10 protein-coding genes and 2 pseudogenes are annotated in these 20992 nt (G+C 75.0%); 4 read left to right on the top strand and 8 right to left on the bottom strand.

Features of this window, described 5'->3' with window-relative positions:
- Positions 1 to 4: 4 nt before the first annotated feature.
- The 5 genes and pseudogenes from I003_RS34055 to I003_RS36310 form a co-directional block, all read right to left on the bottom strand.
- Complete coding sequence (locus I003_RS34055; protein ID WP_486584475.1) at positions 5 to 7750, bottom strand: non-ribosomal peptide synthetase; 7746 nt, start codon at positions 7748 to 7750, stop codon at positions 5 to 7.
- A gap of 366 nt (positions 7751 to 8116) precedes the next feature.
- Positions 8117 to 9333 (bottom strand): annotated as a pseudogene (locus tag I003_RS34050) (DUF2201 family putative metallopeptidase); the annotation flags it as partial.
- A gap of 65 nt (positions 9334 to 9398) precedes the next feature.
- On the bottom strand, positions 9399 to 11291 hold the full coding sequence (locus tag I003_RS34400; protein ID WP_051368667.1) for a serine/threonine-protein kinase: 1893 nt from the start codon (positions 11289 to 11291) through the stop codon (positions 9399 to 9401).
- Positions 11288 to 13174, bottom strand: a complete 1887-nt coding sequence (locus tag I003_RS37225) for a serine/threonine-protein kinase (RefSeq protein WP_051368665.1) — start codon at positions 13172 to 13174, stop codon at positions 11288 to 11290. The genes I003_RS34400 and I003_RS37225 overlap by 4 nt, the downstream gene beginning before the upstream one ends.
- 232 nt (positions 13175 to 13406) lie before the next feature.
- A complete protein-coding gene (locus I003_RS36310) occupies positions 13407 to 13637 on the bottom strand; it encodes a hypothetical protein (protein ID WP_027774876.1) in 231 nt (76 codons plus the stop codon).
- 207 nt (positions 13638 to 13844) lie between these two features.
- On the opposite strand from I003_RS36310, the gene I003_RS0130435 reads away from it, so the two are divergent.
- Positions 13845 to 14306 (top strand): hypothetical protein, encoded by a 462-nt coding sequence (locus tag I003_RS0130435; RefSeq protein WP_027774875.1) that lies wholly within the window; start codon positions 13845 to 13847, stop codon positions 14304 to 14306.
- Complete coding sequence (locus I003_RS0130430) at positions 14294 to 14860, top strand: hypothetical protein (protein ID WP_027774874.1); 567 nt, start codon at positions 14294 to 14296, stop codon at positions 14858 to 14860. The genes I003_RS0130435 and I003_RS0130430 overlap by 13 nt, the downstream gene beginning before the upstream one ends.
- Positions 14861 to 14944: 84 nt before the next feature.
- Here I003_RS0130430 and I003_RS34390 read toward each other — a convergent pair.
- The 3 genes and pseudogenes from I003_RS34390 to I003_RS0130415 all read right to left on the bottom strand — a co-directional run.
- A pseudogene (locus I003_RS34390) lies at positions 14945 to 16057 on the bottom strand (sigma factor); the annotation flags it as partial.
- Between the two features lie 46 nt (positions 16058 to 16103).
- Positions 16104 to 16427 carry a YciI family protein gene (locus I003_RS0130420; RefSeq protein WP_027774873.1) on the bottom strand — a complete coding sequence of 108 codons (324 nt, stop codon included), beginning with the start codon at positions 16425 to 16427 and terminating at the stop codon, positions 16104 to 16106.
- A gap of 89 nt (positions 16428 to 16516) precedes the next feature.
- Entirely contained in the window at positions 16517 to 17149 is a 633-nt protein-coding gene (locus I003_RS0130415) for a dihydrofolate reductase family protein (RefSeq protein WP_027774872.1), read from the bottom strand.
- A 358-nt stretch (positions 17150 to 17507) separates the two neighbouring features.
- Here I003_RS0130415 and I003_RS0130410 point away from each other — a divergent pair, with 358 nt between their 5' ends.
- Positions 17508 to 18920: a hypothetical protein gene (locus I003_RS0130410; protein WP_027774871.1), complete on the top strand. Its 1413-nt coding sequence runs from the start codon at positions 17508 to 17510 to the stop codon at positions 18918 to 18920.
- Positions 18921 to 19078: 158 nt separating this feature from the next.
- Complete coding sequence (locus I003_RS0130405) at positions 19079 to 20914, top strand: alpha-L-fucosidase (protein ID WP_027774870.1); 1836 nt, start codon at positions 19079 to 19081, stop codon at positions 20912 to 20914.
- Positions 20915 to 20992: the final 78 nt, after the last annotated feature.

The raw sequence follows: 20992 nt of genomic DNA, 5'->3' as shown, positions 1-20992 counted from the left end.
GCAGTCACCGGTTCTCTCCCGCGGTGCGCCGCCGCGGCGGCGCGGACGATCGGTCTCGTACGGCGGGCGCGCGCTCGCCGCTCATGAAGGTCCAGTACGCGTCGACGGAGTCCTCGTCGACGTCCGGGATCGCGACCCCGCACCGCCGCAGTCGCGCGACCGTCCTGCCGTTGTCGAACGACGGGGAGGGTCTCGCGCCCGCCGGCCCCGCAAGGGCCTCCAGGTGTTCGCGGTACGGCGCGATCGGCAGCTCCCGGCCGTGGTCCGCCGCGCGCAGGCGCTCCAGCCAGGCGGCGAGCGGCACCGCTTCGGAGCGTGTCCCGTGCAGCCGGTCGTGGCCGGCCATCAGGACGCCGGGCGCGGTGCGGCGCGGGTGGTGCAGATGGTGGACCGCCCCCGGGACGCCGTCGTCCCGCAGCACCAGCGCGACGAGGGCGCGGGCGAGGACGTCGACGGGCAGCAGCGCCTCGTCGAGCGCCGGCTCCACCGGGTGGCAGCCGAGTGCGGCGCAGCTCACCAGGAGGCGGGAGAACATGTCGTCGCGGTTGACCGCGCCCGTCGCGGAGTGCGCCCAGATACGGCCGAGCCGGTGGATGCCGCCGGTCGCGCCGCGCGCGAACGCCTGCTCCACCAGCCGGTCGGCGACCCATTTGCTCGCGGAGTAGCCCCTGCCGTACGGGTGTTGCTCGCCGCCGGTCGGAGAGTCCTCCGTGACGGGCGGCGCGCCCGGCCCGGACGCCCGGAACACCCCGAGGGTCGACAGGTGGTGGAACGCCTTCGGCCGCCCTTCCGCCGCGAGGCCCAGCAGGGTGCGGGTGCCCTCGACGTTGGCCGGCTTGAGCCGGGCGTAGGGCGAGACGTGGTGGACGCGCGCGCCGGCGTGGACGATGGTGTCGATGCCGTCGCGGAGTCCGGCCCAGCCCTCCGGCCCGGTGCCGAGGTCGACGGCGCCGAGGTCGCCCGGCACGGCGGCCGTCCGCGGGTCACCGGCCGCGGCGTCCAGCCCGTACGCGCGCAGCGCCGCGGCCAGCCGCTCGCGTGCTTCGGCGGCGCTGCCCGCCCGGACGAGGCAGTGCACCCGGGCGGTGGTGGAGCGCAGCAACTCATCGAGGAGGAAAGCCCCGACGAAGCCCGTGGCGCCCGTCAGCAGCACCTCGCGCGGCCCGCCCGCCGGCGGCGGGGCCGCGGTGAACCGCAGCGCCGGGCTGAGCTTCGCCTCCGTGTCCGGCACCCGGGAAGGCGCGGCCTCCGGGTCTTCGGCGGCGAGCCGGCGGGCGAGTCCGGCGGGGGTGGGGGCCTCCAGCAGCGCGGCGAGTCCGAAGGGGACGCCGAGCCGCTCGCCGACGCGCCCGGCGAGGCGGGTGGCGAGCAGCGAGTGGCCGCCCAGGTCGAAGAAGTCGTCGTCGACGCCGACCGCGGGCAGCTCCAGGGCTTCGGCGAACAGCTCGCACAGGACCTTCTCCTGCGGGGTGCGCGGGGCGCGGGCGGGGGTGCCCCGGGTGGCGGCGGTCGCGGGGTCCGGGTCGGGCAGGGCGCGGCGGTCGAGCTTGCCGTTGGGGGTCAGCGGCAGCTCGGGCAGTGCCACGATCGCGGCCGGCACGGCGTGGGCGGGCAGCCGCCTGCGGAGGAAGGCACGCAGCTCGGCCGGGTCGGGGTCGCCGGCGGCAGGCACCGCGTAGGCGACGAGCCGGGTCTCGCCGCGCCGGCCGGCGCGAGTGGTCACGGCGGCCTGGGCCACCCCGGGGTGGGCGGCGAGGGCGGCTTCGACCTCGCCCGGCTCGACGCGGTGGCCGCGGACCTGCACCTGGTCGTCGGCGCGGCCGAGGTAGTCGAGCCGGCCGTCGCGGCGCCGGCGGGCGAGGTCGCCGGTGCGGTACATCCGTGCGCCCGGCGGGCCGTAGGGGTCGGCCACGAACCGCCCGGCCGTCTCGCCGGGGCGGCGCAGGTAGCCGCGCGCCAGGCCGGTCCCGGCGACGTACAACTCGCCGGTCACGCCGGGCGGTACCGGCCGCAGCGCGGTGTCCAGCAGGTAGGCACGGACGCCGGGGACGGGCCGGCCGAGTACGGGCGTGGCGGCGTCCTCCAGCCGTGCCTGCACGCAGTCGACGGTGCACTCGGTGGGCCCGTACATGTTGTGGGCGGTCAGCCCGGGGACCGCGCGCAGCTCTCGCCAGAGCCCTTCCGGGAGCGCCTCGCCGCCGAGGACGGCGAGGCCGGGATGCCGGCCGCCGGGCGCGAAGAGTCCGCGTTCGCACAGCACCTGCATGTACGAGGGCGTGACGTCGACGCCGTCGATGCGCCGTTCGGCCAGCCAGGCGACGAAGCGGTCAGCGTCGGTCCAGGTGGCCTCGGACGGGACGTGGAGTTCGTGGCCGGCGGTGAGCGCGGCGAGCTGCCCCCAGGAGGCGTCGAAGGACACCGAGGCGGTCAGCGCGACCCGCAGCGGCCGGCCGCCGGCGCGCCGGGCCGCCGGGCCGAACACCTCTTCCCGGTACCGCTCCGCGACGGCGGCGACGCTCGCGTGCCGTGCGACGACGCCCTTGGGCGCACCGGTCGAGCCGGAGGTGTAGATGACGTACGCCGGGTGGTCGGGCAGCGGTCCCGGTGCGGGTTCGGTGGCGGGCATGCCCGCCAGCTCCGCCGCGGTCTCCGGTGCGTCGAGGAGCAGACGCGGGGTGCCGGCGGCGAGGACGCCGGCGGCCGTGCCCGCCGTGTCGGTGGCGGTGTCGGTGAGCAGCAGGACGGGGCGGGCGTCGGCGGTCATGGCCGCGAGGCGTGCGGCCGGATAGCCGGGGTCGAGCGGGAGGTAGGCGGCGCCGGACTTGAGCACCGCCAGCAGGGCCGCCACGAGGTCGGCGGAGCGGGGCAGGGCGAGTGCCACGACGGCCTCGGGCCCGGCGCCGCGGGCGACGAGCGCGTGCGCGAGCCGGTTGGCGCGGGCATCGAGTTGGGCGTACGTCAGCTCCGTACCCCCCGCGGCGACGGCCGGCGCGCCGGGAGTGGCCCGCACCTGCGCGCGGAACAGCTCGGGCACGGTGCGCGCGGGCGGCGCCGGTGCCGGGGGCTGCTCGGCGCCGCCGTCCGCCAGGAGCCGGCGCTCGGCGTCGGACAGCACGTCGATGCGGCTGAGGGGCAGCGCCGGTTCGGCCGCTGCCGTCCGCAGCAGGCGCACCCAGCGGTCGGCGAGGTCCTGCACCGTGGCGTGGTCGAAGAGGTCGGTGGCGTAGTCGAGGGTGCCGGTCAGGCCGAGGGGTTCGCCCGCGGCGGAGCGTTGTTCGCCGATGCCGATGTCCAGGTCGAATTTGGCCGTCCGGGTGGGCACCCGGATCCGGGAGGCGTGCAGCCCGGGGAGGGTGCACTCCGCGGTCTCGCCGTCATCGACGGACAGCGCGATCTGGAACAGCGGGTGGCGGCCCGGGGAGCGGGGCGGAGCCAGTGCCTCGACGACGCGCTCGAACGGCACGTCCTGGTGGGCGTACGCGGCCAGCGCGGTGTCCCGCACGCGCTCGACCAGCTCCGCGAAGGCGGGGTCGCCCGAGGTGTCGGTGCGCAGCACCAGCGTGTTGACGAAGAAGCCCACCAGGTCGTCCAGCGCCTGGTCGGTGCGGCCGGCGATGACGGTGCCGACGGGCAGGTCCGTACCCGCGCCGAGCTTGGTCAGCAGCGCCGCCAGGCCCGCATGCAGCACCATGAACAGGCTGGCGCCCGAGCGGCTGCCCAACCCGGCGAGCGCCCCGTGCAGTTCGGCGTCGATGTGCAGTGCGACCCGGCCTCCCGCGTACGAGGCGACGGCGGGCCGGGGACGGTCGCGGGGCAGCGCGATCTCGTCGGGCAGGCCGGCGAGTGCCGTCGTCCAGTGGCCGAGCTGACGGTGCAGCAGGCCGTCCGGGTCACCGGGGGCGCCGAGGAGCCGGCGCTGCCAGAGGGTGTAGTCGGTGTAGCGGACCGGCAGCGGCCGCCAGTCCGGTTCCCCGCCGCGCAGGCGGGCGGCGTACGCCGTCGCCAGGTCGCGGGTGAGCGGGGTCAGGGACCATCCGTCGGCGGCGATGTGGTGGATGACGAGGCACAGGACGCAATCGGCGGGGCCGCGCACGAACAGCTCGGCGCGCAGCGGCGGTTCGACGGCCAGGTCGAAGCCGTAGCCCACGGCCTCCCCCAGTCGCCGTCGCAGCTCCGCCTCACCGGCCACCTCGGTGACGGGCAGCGCGGGGCGGGCCGCCGCGGCACCGAGGATCCGCTGCCGCGGCCCGTCTCCGGCCGGGGCCGGGCCGTCGGCCTCGCGGTGCGCCGTGCCGCCCGCGGCGGCCCCGCCCGCGTCGGGGTAGACGGTGCGCAGGCTCTCGTGCCTGGCCACGACGTCGCCCAGCGCGCGCTCCAGCGCGGCCCGGTCGATCTCGCCGGTGAACCGCTGGACCAGGGGGATGTTGTAGGTGGCGGCGAATCCCTCGGCGCGGTGCAGGAACCACAGCCGCTGCTGCGCGTACGACAACGGCACCGCCGCCTCCCGCGGCTGCGCGGTGAGAGCCGGCCGGGCCGGCCCCGCGCCGTCGAGGCGGGCCGCCAGCCGGGCGGCCGTCGGCGCTTCGAACACCGCGCTGAGCGCGAGGTCGGCGCCGAGGGCCGTGCGGATCCTGGCGACCAGGCGGATCGCCAGCAGCGAGTGCCCGCCGGCGGCGAAGAAGTCGGTGTCGGCCCCGATCCGGGGCACGCCGAGGACGTCGGCGAACAGCTCGCACAGCAGCCGCTCGCGCGGCGTGCGCGGCGGCGTGCCCACGGGCTCGCCCGGGTCCTGCCCGGGGGCGGGGAGGGCGTCGCGGTCGATCTTCCCGTTGGCGTTCAGCGGCAGATCGGCGAGCATGACGAACGCCGAGGGCACCATGAAGCCGGGCAGCCTGGCGAGCAGGCGCTCGCGCAGCGCGGGCGCGCGGAGCCCGTCCTCCGCGGCCACGACGTAGGCGACGAGCCGCAGGTCGCCGTCCGGCGGGTCGCGGCGGGCGACGACCGCGCCCCGGGCGACGCCGGGGCAGCCGAGCAGCGCCGCCTCGACCTCCTCCTGCTCGATGCGGAAGCCGCGGATCTTGACCTGGCGGTCCACGCGGCCGACGTAGTCCACCTGCCCGTCGGCGCGCCAGCGCACGATGTCCCCGGTCCGGTACATCCGGGTGCCGGGCGGGCCGTACGGATCGGCGACGAAGCGCTGTGCGGTCAGCCCGGGCCGGCGCAGATAGCCGCGGGCGAGGGACACACCGGCGATGTACAACTCGCCGGCGGCGCCCACCGGCACGGGCTGGAGCGCGCCGTCGAGGACGTACAGACGGGTGCCGGAGTGCGGCCGGCCGATCGGCGGGGCGGTGCCGTCGGGCGTGAGCGGGTCGCTCGTCGTGACCATCGCGGTGGTCTCGGTCGGCCCGTAGACGTTCATCAACCGCCGACCGGGGGCCCACCGGGAGACCAGTCCCGGCGGCATCGGTTCGCCGCCGACGGCGAGGGTCGTCACGCGGCTGTCCCGCTCGGCGACCTCGGCGAGCGCGGAGGGCGGCACGAAGGCGTGGGTGATGCCGAAGGCGGGATCGGTGAGGACGGCCAGCGGGTCGTCCGCGGGGGCGAGTACGAGCGTGGCGCCGGTGAGCAGCGCGACGCACATCTCCCAGGTACTGGCGTCGAAGCTGGGCGAGGCGAGCTGCGGGAAGCGGCTGCCGGGGGCGATGCGCAGCCGCTCGGTGTGGAACGCGACGAGGGACGCGACGCCCGTGTGCGGCACCACGACGCCCTTGGGACGCCCGGTGGAGCCGGAGGTGTAGATCACGTACGCGGGGCGGCGGGGGTCGACGGTGGTGCCCGGGTCGGTGGCGGGCTGCCCGGCGGCCAGTGCGGCGAGGGCGCGCGGGTCGTCCAGGACGAGGGCGGGGCGGGCGTCGGAGAGCATGAACTCCCGCCGCGCGGGCGGGTATCCGGGGTCGACCGGCAGGTAGGCCGCACCGGTCTTCAGCACGGCGAGCTCGGCGACGAGCAGGTCCACCGAGCGCGGCAGGACGAGGGCGACGACGTCCTCCGCCCCGATTCCGCGGGCGGCCAGCGCGTGCGCGAGGCGGTTGGCGCGGGCGTTCAGCTCCGCGTACGACACGGTGATGCCCGCGGATTCCACGGCGGGTGCCCGCGGCGTCCGGCGCACCTGCGCCTCGAAGAGCGCCGTCACCGGCGCGGCGGTCGCGGCGGTGGCGGCGGCGTCACCGAGCGCCAGCAACTGCCGCCGCTCGGCGCCGGGCAGGAGGGCGAGCCGGCCGACGGGGAGGCCGGGGTCGGCGTCCGCGAGCTGCGCCACGACGTCGAGCAGCCGCCGCTGGGTGTCCGCCAGCTCCGCGGTGCCGTACGCACCGGGGGGCGCGTGCAGCCGCATGTGCGGGCCGGAGCCGTCCCGGCGGTCCCACACCATGATCATGAGTTCCGCGGCCAGCGGGAACGACAGGTTGTGCGCGGTGCAGCGGTGGCCGGCGAAGGAGATGTCGTAGTCGAAGCCGATGAGGTTGACCATCGGCGCGTACGCCGTGCCGGGCCCGCGGGAGAGGCCGAGATCGCGGTGCAGGTCCTCGGCGCGGTAGCGCTGGTGCTCCACGGCCTCGCGCATGCGCGCGTCGACCTGGGCGAGCAGGTCGCGCACCGGCGTTCCGGGCCGTACGGTCAGGCGTACCGGGACGCTGTTGGCGAGCATCCCCGGGGTGGCGTGCGCGCCCGGCCCCGTCCGGCCCGTGACGGTCAGGCCGACGACGATGTCGCGGGCGCCGGTGCGGCGGTGCTCATGGAGTGCGACGGCGGCGAACACCAGACGGAAGCGGGAGATCCCGGCGGCCCGGGCCGCGGCGCGCAGCGCCTGCGGGCGCGGCAGCGGCAGCAGCGGGGTGCGCGGCACGGCCGCGGGATCCCGTGACGACGACCCGTCGGAGTCGGGTTCCGCGGGCGCCGGCCGCTGCTTCGGCAGCCGCCCGTCCGCGGCGCGTCTCCCGCTCCCGGCCCCGTCGTCGCTCCCCGTGCCCCGGCCGGCCCGGCCGGCCGCGTCGGCCGCTGTGTCGCGGGTCCAGCCTGCCACCTGCCGTGTCCAGTACGCCCGGTCCGCGGCCCGTTCCGCCGAGTCCTGGTACTCCCGGTCGGCCTCGACGAGCGCCGCCAGCCGGCCGAAGGGCGAGGGACCCGGGGCCCGGCCCCGGACGAGTGCGGTGTACACCTCGGCGACCCGACGGGCCACGAGCGCGTAGCCGAACGCGTCGACGGCCGCGTGGTGGTAGGTGTGGTACCACCAGAACCTCTCCGGACCGAGCTTGAGCAGCGCGAAGCTGAACAGCGGCCCCTCGGCCAGGTCCATCGGCCGGGCCACGTCGGCCTCGGCCCACGCCCGCCCGGCCGCCTCCGGGTCGGGTGCGCCGCTCACGTCCACGAAGGCGAGCGTCCACGGCGGCCGTGGCTCCAGCACCTGTACGGGCCCGTCCGCTCCCGGCACCAGCCGTACGCGCAACGCGTCGGCCTCACCGACGACATGGCGCAGGGCCGCCTCGAACGGGCCGGGTTCCACCGGCCCGTGGATCTCCAGGTACTCGCCGAGCCGCAAGGCGGAACGGTGCCCCGGGGAGTGCTGCTCGGCGAGCCACACCTCCCGCTGCCCGGCGGTCACCGGCAAGATCTCCGGCGCGTCCTCCGGCCGGTGGCGAAGCGGCGCGGATGCGCCGGCCTGCTCGTGCGAGACCTGGCTACGGGGCAACTGTGTACCTCCTGCTGGTACCGGCAATCGATGCTGGAGAACAGTGGCTTGGGGCACTCCGCCACGGAGAGGAAGATGTGGATCATCGTGCCAGCGGGTGAGGGACGATCCGGCATCTGGAGGCACATAGCACTCGAAGGAATGATCTGCAGTCTGATAGTCAGATAACAGGTGATCGCAGCACACCGGGCCGCCGGTCCTGCCGGGTCCGAACCGGTGTGTCAGCAGGCGCTGTTAGCCTCCGGCAATGACCTTGGGGGCCCTGGAAGAAAGACTGCGGGACCGCCCGGCCTCGCTGCGGAAGCAGGAGGACACCGCCAGGGCCTTCGCGCCGAGCGTGCCGATGCGGAGGTACGACAACTGCGCAGTGCGGGCGCCGCCCGCCACCCGCTCCCCGGGGACGAACGGCATCACGACGCCGTCGAAGGAGAGCCAGTGGCTCTCCACCCCGTCGGTCTGCCCGGCCAGGGTGGTCAGCCACTCGACGACGGCGTCGGGCATCGACCCCGAGGTGTCGAACGCGACGAGCACCACCTTCGTACGCTCCGGACCGCGGCGCGTGAGCATGGGTTAATGGCCGAGCGCGAGGACGATCGCGCCGTGCTTCTTCGGGTAGACCAGCCGTTCGCTCTCGGTCAGCCTGGAGGCCAGGACATCGGTCAGCCACCGCTGCCACCGGCCGACCCGGCGGGTACGGGGCGTGGTCCCGCGCAGCTTGTCCAGCCCCAGGAGCCCCCACAGCCGGCTGAACCGTTCACCGCCGTCCGCGGTGCGGTCGGCGAGGCCGAGCAGTTCCTCGGGTGCCGCCCGGCCGCCGCGCAGCGCGGACTGCATCACCTCGCGCAGACGTCGTCGCCGACCTGCGCGACGGTCTCGGGGTCCAGGGGGACGTCGCCCTCCTGTGCGTCTTCGGCGAGGTGAACGCAGAAGGCGGAGCGGGGCGTCTCCCGGGACCTCATGCGGCGCAGTTCGCCGTAGACCGTCAGATCGGTGCGGACGAAGTCGTCGTACGGCAGCGGCGCCAGCCCTTGCCTCCGCAGGTCCTCGCGGTAGCTGCCGTCCACCGCGTCCGGGTCGACGCCCACCGGTTCGGGCTCCCCGCCGCCGGCGGGCACCGCCTCGGGTAAGGCGGAGCGGCCCAGCCTGCGCAGGGCGACGTGGTTGATCGCCACCTCGGCGGCGAGGGTGAACACCGGGTCGGAGCGCAGCTCCTCGTCCACGTAGAGGTGCCGGCGCATCAGGTGCCGGGCCTCGTGGAACAGCACGAACTTGACGCCGTCGAAGTCCAGCGAGGCGAAGAAGTACGGGTTGTAGAGCAGCGCGCAGCGGCCGTCGCCGGTGGCCGTGACCGCGGCGGTCGGGAGCGCGGTGGTGGCGAGGTGGCGGTGGCACTTCGCGTACAGCCAGGAGGCCACGACGCTGTGGCCGACCCCGAAGTCCAGCAGCGCGGCCTCCTTGCGGCGCCGCGCCTCCGCCACGACCTCCGGGTCGGCCTGCTCCCCGGCCGCCTCCCGGGCCGGCGCCACGGCGGCAGGGCGAAGCAGGTCGGGTGCCCCGTGCGTGCTCCTCCGGTCCCCCTGCACCCGTGATCTCCCCTCGCCGCTTGCGGGCACGCTCCATGCCGCGGCCGGGACGGTGTGACGCGGGTTCAGAGCATGCTCACGCAGAGCGCGAAGCCGCGTTCCGTGAAGGGCCAGTAGAGGTCCGAGCCCGGCGGGCACGTCTGCGGTTCGGCCAGCGGCTCCGTGCCGGTGATCCGGAACATGCGGTTGTCGATCTCGGGGATCTCGGTCTTGCTGCAGCGCGTCACGGACAGGAAGCTCGCGTCGCTGTCCGACATCCTGTCGGCGGCGAAGAGGCCGGGGAAGCACTGCCCGACCCGGTACTGCCGCTCGACGCAGACCGCGACGGCGGTGTCGCTGAAACTGCCGTCCCCGGGGTCGTAGTCGACCACGAACTCGTCTCTGCCCTCGCCACGGGGGCAGACCGGATCGGCGAGCGTCTCGGTCCAGCGCAGCCCGGTCACCTTCACGTACGCCTTGTCGCCCGCGCAGTTCACCGGCTCCGGGTCCTCCACGCCGTACCACGGGTCGAACATGGCCACGTTGCGGTGAGGTGGATGGCGGATGCTGAGGCAGTCCCCCTTGCGCACCCCGGCGATCTCGGTCCGGGGCGGGGTGGCGGCGGGGGTCGGGGTGGGAGACACCACCGGGTCCTGAGCGGCGGGCGTGCCGGTGGCCGGGGCGGCCGGCGGGGCGGACCCGCGGGCCTCGGGGGCGTCGTCCGGGAGCCGGACGAGGAGGAGTGCGGCGAGGACGCCGAGGCAGAGCAGGACCGTGAACGCGGCGATCCGGGCCGGCCGGCGGGAGGCCGGCAGCGGTGCGGCTGCGGCCTGTTCGCCGGGGGTACGGGCCCGGGCCCTGGGGACGGCGTCGGCGGCGCCGGACCGCAGGGGGAGCGTCCCGGTGCCCGTCGCGGCGCCGGCGGGATCGGCGCCGGGCGCGCCGGGCCCGGCGTCCTCGGCCCCGTCGTCCTCAGGGCCGTCGTCCCCGGAGCGCCCGCCCGGTTCGTCCGGGGCGATGGGCCCTGCGCCGGCGGCGGGCGGGCGGGCGTCCGCAAGCGCCGGGGCCGTCTCCGCCTCGGCCGCCGCGGCGGCGCCCGTACGCTCGTACGCGGCGATCCGCTCCCGCCACTCCCCCGGTAGCAGCCCGGCGCCGCCGGCCGCGCCGGGATGGTCGGCGACGCGGGCGGTCAGGTCCCGCAGCAGCGCGGCCACCGTGGGCCGGTCGGCCGGCGCCGGACGGAGGCAGGGGCGTATCACGGCGTCCAGCTTCGGGGGCAGCCCGTCGAGTTCGACGCGCGCCTCCGACACCCGGACCAGCAGTTGCAGCGGCTCGCTCTCGGGGTAGGGCGGGTGGCCGGTGGCGAGGTGGAAGAGCGTGGCGCCCAGCGCGTACACGTCGGAGGCCGGCGTGCTGGCCTCGCCGCGCGCCTGCTCCGGCGAGGTGAACGCGATGGTGCCCAGCGTGATCCGGGTCCGGGTGAGGTCGGCCGCGTGCGCGATGCCGAAGTCGACGACCTTCGGGCCGGCCACGGGCAACAGCACGTTCGAGGGCTTGACGTCGCGGTGGACGACGCCCACGGCGTGCAGCGCGAGCAGCGCCTCGGCCACGCCCGCGCCGACCCAGCAGACCGCCTCCGGGGCGTCCAGCAGCCCGCAGTCGCGGACCAGTTCGCCGAGCGAGGGGGCGGCGACGTACTCCGTGGCCATCCACGGCACCGCAGCCTCGGCGTCCGCGTCGATGACCGCGGCGGTGTGGGCGCCGCCGGCCCTGCGGGCGAGCGCGATCTCGCGCGCGAACCGCGCGCGCTCCTCCGCACCCAGCGGCGCCGTCTCCGACAGCAGGGTCTTCACCGCCACCGGCCGCCCCGCCGGCGAACGGGCCAGGAACACCTCGCCCATGCCGCCGCGGCCGAGGACCCGCAGCACCTCGTACGGGCCGAACCGGTCGCCCGGCCCGGCCCCTTCACCCAGGCTCACGCGATCACCTCCGTACAGATGGCCCGGGTGCCGCGCTGCACCTTCCAGGCGTCGGTGCACACGCCGTCGTCCGCGGCCGAGGCCGGGTGCACGGCGATCACGCGGGCCAGTTGCTCGAAGATCCGCGACGGACTACCGCCGGAACAGTCGCTCTTGGACGCGAGGTTGGCGACCCAGCGGCCCGAGGAGGAGACGGCGTAGCCCTTGTCGCGCTTGCCGCCGACGTACTCCCGGACCGGGAAGCAGTCGCCGACCCGGAAGTTGCGGTCGAGGCAGAGCCCGGTGTCGTAGTCGAGCAGCGACCACTCCACGCTGTCCGGACCCGAGGGGCAGTCGTCCGAGGTGCCCCCGGACTTGCCCGTGACGCGGGTGGCGGCGCGCGGCGAGTCACAGGGCACCTTGTCGGGCGCGGCCTTCTCGGGTTCGAAGCCGACGACGGCGTAATGGACCGTCAGGCAGTCGCCTGTGCGTACGGAGTCGATGAGCGTGGCACTCGCGACGTCCTCCTCGGTTTCGAGTCCGGCGTACGGATCCCCGTCGGTGCCGTCTTCACCGTTCCCCCCTTCCCCGCCGTTCGCGACGTCCGGTTCCGCCCCGTCGTCGGGGGCCGGGTCGCGGTCGGCCGCGCCGTCGGCGCCGGCACCGTCGCCGGCGGCCGGCGGGGTCTTCCCGCCGTCGTCGTCGGCCAGGGCGGCGAGCGCGGCGGAAGAAGCGCCGATGGCGGCGACCGCGGCGACGGCGACCAGCCACCTCCTCCACCGGCGCTGGGCGGGCTGCCGGCCCGGTGCCCGCGGGGCGTCGCCGGCCGCCGGCACCGTACGGGCCACGTCTCCGGCGCCCCGGGCCGGGTCCGTGCCGGCGGCTTCGAGGCCCCCGGATTCCGTGGCCTGAGGCCCCGTACCGCCCGCCGCCGCACCACCGGTCTCCGTGCCGACCGGCTCCGTACCGCCCTGCTCCGTACCGCCCTGCTCCGTGCCCATGGCCTGACCGGCGGCCGCCTCCCGTTCCCGGATCGCCGTGAGCCAGGCCGGCGGCAGCCAGTCCCCGCCGCCCGCGGCGCCCGGCCGCGCCGCGAGCCGGGAGCCGAACTCCGCGACGACCGCCGCCGCGTCCGGCCGCTCGGCGGGCTCCGCCCGCAGGCACGGCAGCACCGCGTCGGCCAGTCCGGGCGGGAGCCCGCTCAGGTCCTGCTCGGCCCGGGCCACGCGGGGCAGCAGCCGGAAGAAGTCGGCGGTGTCGGCGTACGGCGGCCGACCGGTGACGAGGTAGAACAGCGTGGCGCCCAGCGCGTAGAGGTCGGCGGCCGGTGTGCTGGGCTCGCCGCGCGCCTGCTCCGGGGCGCTGAAGGCGACGCTGCCCAGGCTGACCGTGGTACGCGTGAGGTCGGCGGGGCGTGAGATGCCGAAGTCGATGAGGCGCGGTCCCGCCACGGGCAGCAGCACGTTCGACGGCTTCAGGTCGCGGTGCACGATCCCCTCGGCGTGCAGCGCCGCCAGCGCCTCCGCCGTGCCGGCCGCGACCCACAGCGCCGCGTCCGCGGGCAGCGGGCCGCGGGTACGCACCAGCTCGGCCAGCGACGGGGCGGCGACGTACTCCGTGGCCATCCACGGCACCGCCGCCTCCGGGTCCGCGTCGAGAACCGCCGCCGTGTACGCCCCGCTCACCCGGCGCGCCAGCGCGACCTCGCGGGCGAACCGCCGCCGCACGTCGCCGGTGACGCGACCGCCGGAGTCCACCGTCTTGACCGCCACCGGGCGGCCGGCGGCGGAGCGCGCCAGATAGACCTGCCCCATGCCGCCGGCGCCGAGCCGTCCGACGATCCGGTACGGCCCTATCGCGGCCGGCTCGCCCGCCGCGCCCCCGGCTGCCGACTCCCCCGTCATCCCCGGCACTCCCCCCAAGGCCCCCGTACCCGCCGCCTGTTCGGCACGCTCCGGGAGCAGATTACCTGCGTGGACGCGCAAGGCGCCCGGCCCGTACCCCTCTCGGACGCCACCGCGGCGACCGGCGGTTGCGCGCCGCCCCGTCCGTAGACGACGGCCGTCACACAGGCCCCACGGGCACCGGAGCACGCCACCCGCCCCACCGAAGGGTCACCCCGGACTGGCATACCCCTCAGGGGTGATATGCGTGGCTGTCGGCGGCCGAGCCCACCGGGTCGTTCGCGGTCGACGTCCTGCCCGCCTCGCTGGTGGCGGCGGCGGGTGCGCTGCTCACCGCGCTGTTCATGGCCGCCGCGGCGGCCGACCGGCGGCCGGCGCCGCCGGTGCCCGGGCGCACGCGGACGCCGAGGTGGTACGCCGCTGACGACCGGCCGCCGCGCCGCACCACCGGGGTACGGGTCACGGGCCCGCCGCACGGCGGGCCCGTGACCCGTACCCCGCACCCGCGTTCGGGAGGGGTACCGGGACCGGCGCAGTACAACTGAAGGCAGAGGCGGTGACCGGGCGGACACGGACCGTACCGGCCGGTTCTCCTTCGCCGCCGCGCAACCGAGGACGTCTGATACCGCCCGGCCCGGCAGCGGGCCGTGCACCGACCGGAGGAGGACCCGTGCCCACCGACTCACGCGTGTTCGCCGAAGGCAGCCGCGCCCTGCGCTACACACTCGCCGGGATCGTCGCGCTCGCCCTCGTCTACGTCGCCGGCGTCCTGGCCTGGGGCGGCGCGGCCTGGTCCACGGCACCGTTCCGCGGCGCGGCCGAGGAACGCGAGCGCACCGTGGGCTCGGGCGCGTTCCGCGTCTCCACGTACGAGGAGTTCTTCGACCTGTGCGCGGCCGTGGAGACGAAGGAGGACGAGATCGGGGCGCTCCAGGACGAGCTGGACACCAAGCCGTCCGAGTACCGCACCGAGCAGATCACCACCTCCCTCACCGCGCTGCGCGCCGCACGGTCGGAGCTGGTCAACGACTACAACGCCAAGTCGCGGCAGGAGCACCGAAAGGCGTTCAAGGACGCCGGCCTGCCCGCCGCACTGAGCACCGACGCGAAGGAGACCTCGTGCGCCGCCTGACCCGTGCCCTCACCGCCCTCGCCGCGACCGCCGTCCTCGCCTTCACCGCCGCGGCCTGCACGGACGACTCCTCCCAGGCCCAGGAGTCGCGGACCAAGCAGTCCGGCTACGACAGGCTCGTCAAGCGCCAGCCGGCGAACGCGATGACGTACTCCCCGACCCGGGAGACCATCAACAAGTGGGTCGACAACTGGGAGAAGCCCGGGAAGCTGTCGTACGTCTACCTGCAGAACGCCAACGGCGAGTACGGCTACTTCGTGCTCGAGGGACTGCCGGTCTCGTACTGCGCCATGCTGACCCCGCCGGAGGACGTCGACTCCTCCAACAGCGGCATGGTGACGAAGACCGCGCCGGGCATGGACGGCGTCTACTACTCCGGCGGCCAGTGCAGCGCCTACTACGGCTTCGACGCCACCACCGGCGCCTACATGGAGTTCACCATCGGCAGCAACCAGAGCTTCTTCCTCTATGACAAGCCGATGTCGCTGCCGGAGTTCCGCGACGCGACGCCGCTGGGCGCGACGCGCATCGAGGACGGCGAGATCACCCGGTAGGCCCGGCCGGATCCCCGGCGCGGCCGGGCCCGCGGGGCACCGGGGGCGGCGGACCCGGGACGGGCACCGCCCCCGCCGGTGCTACCCCAGCGCGTCGCGGCGGCGCGTCAGATAGGCGGTCTCGGCGGTGTTGCCGGCCAGCTCGACGGCCCTGTCGTACGCCTCGCGCGCGGCACCGGCCCGGTCCAGCCGGCGCAGCAGGTCCGCACGGACGGCGTGGAAGGCGTGGTAGCCGGCGAGACGGTCCGCGAGCCGGTCCACGTCCGCAAGCGCGACCTGCGGGCCATCGGTCTCGGCGACGGCGACGGCCCGGTTGAGTGCGACGATGGGCGAGGCGTCGAGGCGTACGAGCTGGTCGTACAGGGCGACGACCTGTGACCAGTCGGTGTCGCGTACGTCGCGCGCGGAGGTGTGCACGGCGTTGATGGCGGCGAGGATCTGGTAGCGCCCCGGGGCCTGTCCCGTGGCCAGCCGCTCGCGCACCAGCCGGTGGCCCTCGGCGACCAGCGCCGCGTCCCAGGACCCGCGGTCCTGCTCGCCGAGCGGCACGAGTTCCCCGCTCGCCGAGACCCGCGCCGGCCGGCGGGCCTCGGTGAGAAGCATCAGCGCCAGCAGTCCGGCGATCTCGCCGTCCGCGGGCAGCAGGGCGCGGACGAGGCGCGTCAGGCGGATCGCCTCGGCCCCTACCGGGTGCCGGCCGCGGAGGATCTGCCGGCCCGGGTCTCCGGCGTGCTCGCCGTGCTCTTCCTCGTCTTCAACGAGGGCTATCTGCCGACCGGTTCCGGTGGCGGCCCGGTGCGTGGCGACCTGACGAGGAAGGCGCGGGCGATCTCGGGCACGGTCAGCCCGCCGACCAGGCGCAGGGTCAGCGCCACCCGGCTTTCCGGCGCGAGCGCCGGGTGGCAGCAGGTGAAGATCAGCCGGAGCCGGTCGTCGTCGATGGCGCCGAGGTGTGCGGGCGGGGTGTCGTCGTGGAGCATCCGCGCCTCCCGCTGCTTGTCGTCGCGTTTGCTCTCGCGCCGGATCCGGTCGATCGCCCTGCGGCTGGCGGTGGTGGCGAGCCAGCCGCCGGGAGCGGGCGGTACGCCGTCGGCCGGCCAGCGCTCGACGGCCGCGGCGAACGCCTCGGCCGCCGCCTCCTCGGCGATGTCGAGATCGCCGAAGCGCCGGGTCAGCGCGGCGACGATACGGGCCCACTCGGCGCGGTGCGCACGGGCGACCGCCTCACGTGCCCCCGCGTCGCTCACAGGAACGGCCGTACCTCGACCCGGCGGTTGCAGTGCTTGGACCCCTCGGCGGCGAGCGAGAGCGCGACGTCGAGGTCGGGGGCCTCGATGACCCAGAAGCCCGCGAGGAACTCCTTGGACTCCAGGAAGGGCCCGTCGGTGAACAGCGCCTGCTCACCCCGGTGGTCGATGACGGTGGCCGTGTCGGGTGCGGCGAGGCCGCCGGCGAAGACCCAGTTGCCCTCCGCGCGGAGCCGCTCGTTGAAGCTGTGGATGGCGGTCATCTCCTCCTCGGTCGCGGAGGCGGTCCTGTCGTCGATCACGGAGACCAGGTACTGCATCTCGGCTCCTCTCTCTTCTTCGGGCCGCCCCCGGGCCGCCCCCGGGCCGCGTACGGGCCCGGGGGGCCGGGGGGACGGCGGTTCCCCGGCTACGAGTCGCGGCCGGGGCCGACATTCTCACCCGCGTACTCGGGGCGCCCGACGGGCCGGTAGACCTGTGCCGTGACACCGCCCGGGAAAGCCCGGTGGTCGGCCAGGTCGAGCGCCGCGTCCGGACCTTCGGCGGGAAAGAGCCGCCCGCCCCGGCCGACGATCACCGGGTAGGTCAGCAGGATGATCTCGTCGACCAGGCGGTTGTCGAGCAGGCTGCGCAGCAGCCTGCCGCTGCCGTGCACCTGCAACTCGCCGTCGCCGCCGGCCTTCAGCTTGCGTACGGCGCTCACGGGATCGCCGGACAGGACGCGGGTGCCCGCCCACCGGGGGTCGGTGAGCGTGTTCGACACCACGTACTTGGTCTGCCGGTTCAGGGGCCCGCCGATGGGGTTGTCCTCCGGGTCGGGCAGCACGCCCCAGGAGCCGGCGAAGATCTCGTAGGTCACGCGTCCGAAGAGGAAGGCATCGGCCCGCTGGTACACCTGACCGAGATAGGTCTCGGCCTCCGGGCCGAACAGCGGCAGCGCCCAGCCGCCCCGCTCGAACCCGCCCCTGCGGTCCTCGCCGGATCCGCCGAGGCCCTGCATCACTCCGTCGACGGAAACGTGGGTGACGGTCGTCAGCTTCATCGTCGTTCCTTTCCGCGGACACCCCGCGCGGGCGCCCTCTCCCTTCTTCCACGAACGCGGCCGCCCGGATCCGACACCGATCCCGTCGTGGTCTGCCGGAAGGTGACGCTATCTCCGCGCACACCACTTGCCGCGCAGGTACGGAACGCACGCAGTGCCCCGGGTCCCGGGGCGGCCCGGACAGCGCGAGACAACCGCCGTGCCGGCTCGCGCCGCGCGGGTACGGGCCTGCGCGGCGGCCGGCCGCTCGTCCACGGGCGTCGGTGATCCGCAGCGTACCCACGCCGCCCCTTGTCAGATGCCGTTCCCACGTGAGAATCCACAGAGACAGCCACCTCACGGACCGCAGGAGCGCCGCATGACCTCTTCGCACCGTCTGTCCCGCCGTCAACTCCTCGGCGCCTCCGCCGCCGTCGGCGCGGTCTCCGCGCTCGGCCTGCCGGCCACCGCCCACGCCGGGAGTACGGCGACCGCCGGCGGCGGGGTCGTGCCCGTCGACTGGGCCCGGCTCGGCTCGTACGCCGCGAGGGACGCCGCCGGACGGCGGGTCAGGGCGATCCTGGCGGGCAGCTCGCGTTACCTCATCGGCCCCTGGTACGCCGGGACTTACCGCACGTACCTCCCGGACGGCTACATCGACCTGCGCGGCACCGACGAGCGCGCCATCCGCCTGCCGGCCATGGCCGCCGTCTCCGCGGCCACCGCCCTGGTCACCGGCGTGTACGATCCGCGCACCCTCTCCGCCGCCAACGCCACCATCCGCACCCGCAACCTGATCCGCACCCTCGCGGCCCGGCACCTGGCCAACAACGCCGATCCCGCCACCCGCTGGGGCGACGTCTGGCAGAGCGCCCTGTGGGCGTACTACACCGCGCTCGCCGGCTGGCTCTTCTGGGACGAGCTGGACGACGAGGAACGCGGCCATCTCGCCGCGATGACGGCCTGGGAGGCGGACCGCCTCACCACCGGCGACGACGTTCACCTCGTCGGCACCTCGGGCCACCAGCTCTACGAGAAGCGCCGCGACGGCACCGCCGTCACGCCCGGGGACAGCAAGGCGGAGGAGGACAACTGGAGCGCCGCGGTCCTCTCCCTCGCCGAGGCCATGATGCCCGGCCACCCCGCCGCCCCCGCCTGGGCGCGTCGCAACGTCGAACTGCTGCTGGCCGCCGCCGCCTGCCCGGCGGACCTCACCGGCGGCGAGACGGTCGACGGCATCGAGCTGTCCGCCTGGCTGCAGGGCACGAACATCGCCGACGACGGCACGCTGGACAACCATCACATCCTGCACCCGCTCTACATGGTCGCCTTCGACCAGAGCCTCTACCAGGGCTTCGTCTACGGCCTCGCCGGCCGCTCCGCCCCGCGCGCCGCGCTGCACAACATCACCCGCGTCTACTCCGCCCTGGTCGACCTGCCCTTCCCCGCCCCCGACGGCACCACGAAGACCATCTACCAGCCCGGCAGCGGCGAGATCCACTACCCCGAGGGCAACGACTGGGGCACCCACTTCCCCTTCTACTTCGGCAACTTCGACCTCCTGGTCTCCCTCACGGCCCAGGACACGGGCATCGACCCGGCCGCCGCCTCGTGGGAACGACGCCACAACGAGGAGCAGCTCAGGATGATGTCCCGCTTCGACGACGGCCGCACGTACGGCGCGTCCGGCGAGAACACGTACTACGGCCGCGAGCACCGCATCGGCGCGATGGCCGGGCAGGCGTTCTTGACCCTGTACCTGGCCCGGAAGGACGCACTGCGCTTCGGCTAGCCCGGGCCCCGGAGGCGTCCCCCTCTCCCCGCAGCACGATACATCGGATCTCTCCCCCAGAATGAGTCGCGCGTAGCGGCGACGAACCTGAACGCCTCCCATTGACATCCGATGTCTCCATTCCTACCTTCCCGGTGATCCGATGAATTGGAGCTGCGATGCGCACCCCTCGTTCCACACGAAGAGTCACCGCACTGCCCCTGCTCCTCGCCGCGGCGCTCGCCGCCGCCGCCCTGCCCGCCGCGATGCCCGCCACCGCCGCCGCGCCGCCGCCCGCGAGCGGGCCCGGGACCGATCACGCGGTGGACGATCCGTTCTCGTCCGGCCGTACGAGCTGGTTCCGGCAGGACCGCTTCGGCATGTTCATCCACTTCGGCGCCTACTCCCACCTCGAAGGCGAGTACACCCGCCCCGACGGCACCGTCTGCCGCGACGCCGAGTGGATCAAGCGGCAGTGCGCCATCCCGACGGAGGCGTACGAGCAGCAGGCCGCGACGTTCAACCCCGCCGACTTCGACGCCGAGGCAGTGGTCGGCGCGGCCAAGGACGCCGGGATGCGCTACATCGTCATCACCTCGAAGCACCACGACGGCTATGCGATGTGGCCGACGAAGGTCAACTCCTGGAACCTGCGGGACCACTCGGCCTTCGACAGGCGCCGGGACCTCATGGCCGAGCTGAAGAAGGCCGCGAAGAAGGCCGGTATCAAGCTCGGCTTCTACTACTCGATCTGGGACTGGCACGACCCGGACTTCGCCGACCCGGCCACCTTCCCGCGGTACGAGAAACGCATGTACGCCCAGCTCAAGGAGCTGGTCGACAGCTACGACCCGGCCCTGCTGTGGTTCGACGGCGAGTGGGAGACGGACAATCCGCACAACCCCTGGACCGCGCAGGACGGCGAGCGGCTGGAGACCTATCTGCGCGGCCTGGACCCGGACCTCATCGTCAACAACCGCGTCGGCAAGCGCCGGGTGACCGACGGCGACTACGGCACACCCGAGCAGGAGATCCCCGGCGCACCCGTCGACGGCCAGCTCTGGGAGTCGTGCATGACCCTCAACGGCCACTGGGGCTACGCCCGTTACGACGAGGAGTGGAAATCCAGCGCGACCCTGGTGCGCAACCTGCTCTCCACCGCCTCCCGCAGCGGCAACTACCTGCTCAACGTCGGCCCCGACGCCCGCGGGCGCATTCCCGATCCCTCCGTCCGGCGGCTCGGGGAGATGGGCGACTGGCTGCGCACCGCGGGGCAGGGCAGGGCCGTCTACGGCGCCGGGTTCGGCGGGCTCGTCGAGCAGCCCGGCTGGGGCACCGTCAGCCGCAACGGAAACAAGCTCTACGCGGCCGTCACCGACTGGCCCGCGGCCGGCGGGTCGCTGCACCTGAAGGCCCGCACCGGCCTCGACGTCACCGCGGCCCGCGTGCTCGGCTCGGACCAGGAGGTGGCCGTCACCCGGACGGCCGACGGCTTCGGCCTCACCCCCGCGGGCACCGCCGTCAACGACACCGCCACCGTCATCGAGCTGACCGTCGACCCCGGCCCGACCGCCCCGCCGGGCACCGGCACCGGTCTGAAGCAGGAGGTCTTCGACAACCCCGCGCTGTCCGGCACGCCGAAGGTCACCCGCACCGACCCGGCCGTCAACCACTCCTGGAAGTACACCGGCTCACCCGCGAAGAGCGTCCCCGCCGACGGCTTCGGCATCCGCTGGACCGGCAGCATCGAACCCCGCCGCTCCGAGAGGTACACCCTGACCACGGTCTCGGACGACAACGTGCGCGTCTGGATCGACGGCGAACTGGTCATCGACAACTGGACGCCGCACACCGTGAGCATCGACAAGGCACAGGTGGACCTGGAAGCGGGCACCCGTCACTCCCTCACGATCGAGTACGCCGAGCAGACGGGCGACGCACACATGAAGCTGCTCTGGTCCAGCCCCGGCCAGGATCAGCAGATCGTCCCGCGGCAGCAGCTCCACCCGAACTGACCCCCGCACGGGGCCCCGGGGCGCCCCGCCGCCCGGCCGCCGCCGGCGGGGCGGCCGGGGGTCCCGCCGGCGGCGGCC

The sequence above is a fragment of the Streptomyces sp. CNQ329 genome, from assembly GCF_000482585.1.
Note: the sequence above shows the minus strand (reverse complement) of the source record. Positions and strands in the feature narration are given on the sequence as shown.

Excerpts from the sequence above, each read along its gene's own strand:
- I003_RS0130420 (WP_027774873.1), bottom strand. The coding sequence starts at position 16,427 with ATGCAGTACCTGGTCTCCGTGATCGACGACAGGACCGCCTCCGCGACC.
- I003_RS0130410 (WP_027774871.1), top strand. The coding sequence starts at position 17,508 with ATGACCTCTTCGCACCGTCTGTCCCGCCGTCAACTCCTCGGCGCCTCC.
- I003_RS0130405 (WP_027774870.1), top strand. The coding sequence starts at position 19,079 with ATGCGCACCCCTCGTTCCACACGAAGAGTCACCGCACTGCCCCTGCTC.
- I003_RS0130415 (WP_027774872.1), bottom strand. The coding sequence starts at position 17,149 with ATGAAGCTGACGACCGTCACCCACGTTTCCGTCGACGGAGTGATGCAG.
- I003_RS37225 (WP_051368665.1), bottom strand. The coding sequence starts at position 13,174 with ATGACGGGGGAGTCGGCAGCCGGGGGCGCGGCGGGCGAGCCGGCCGCG.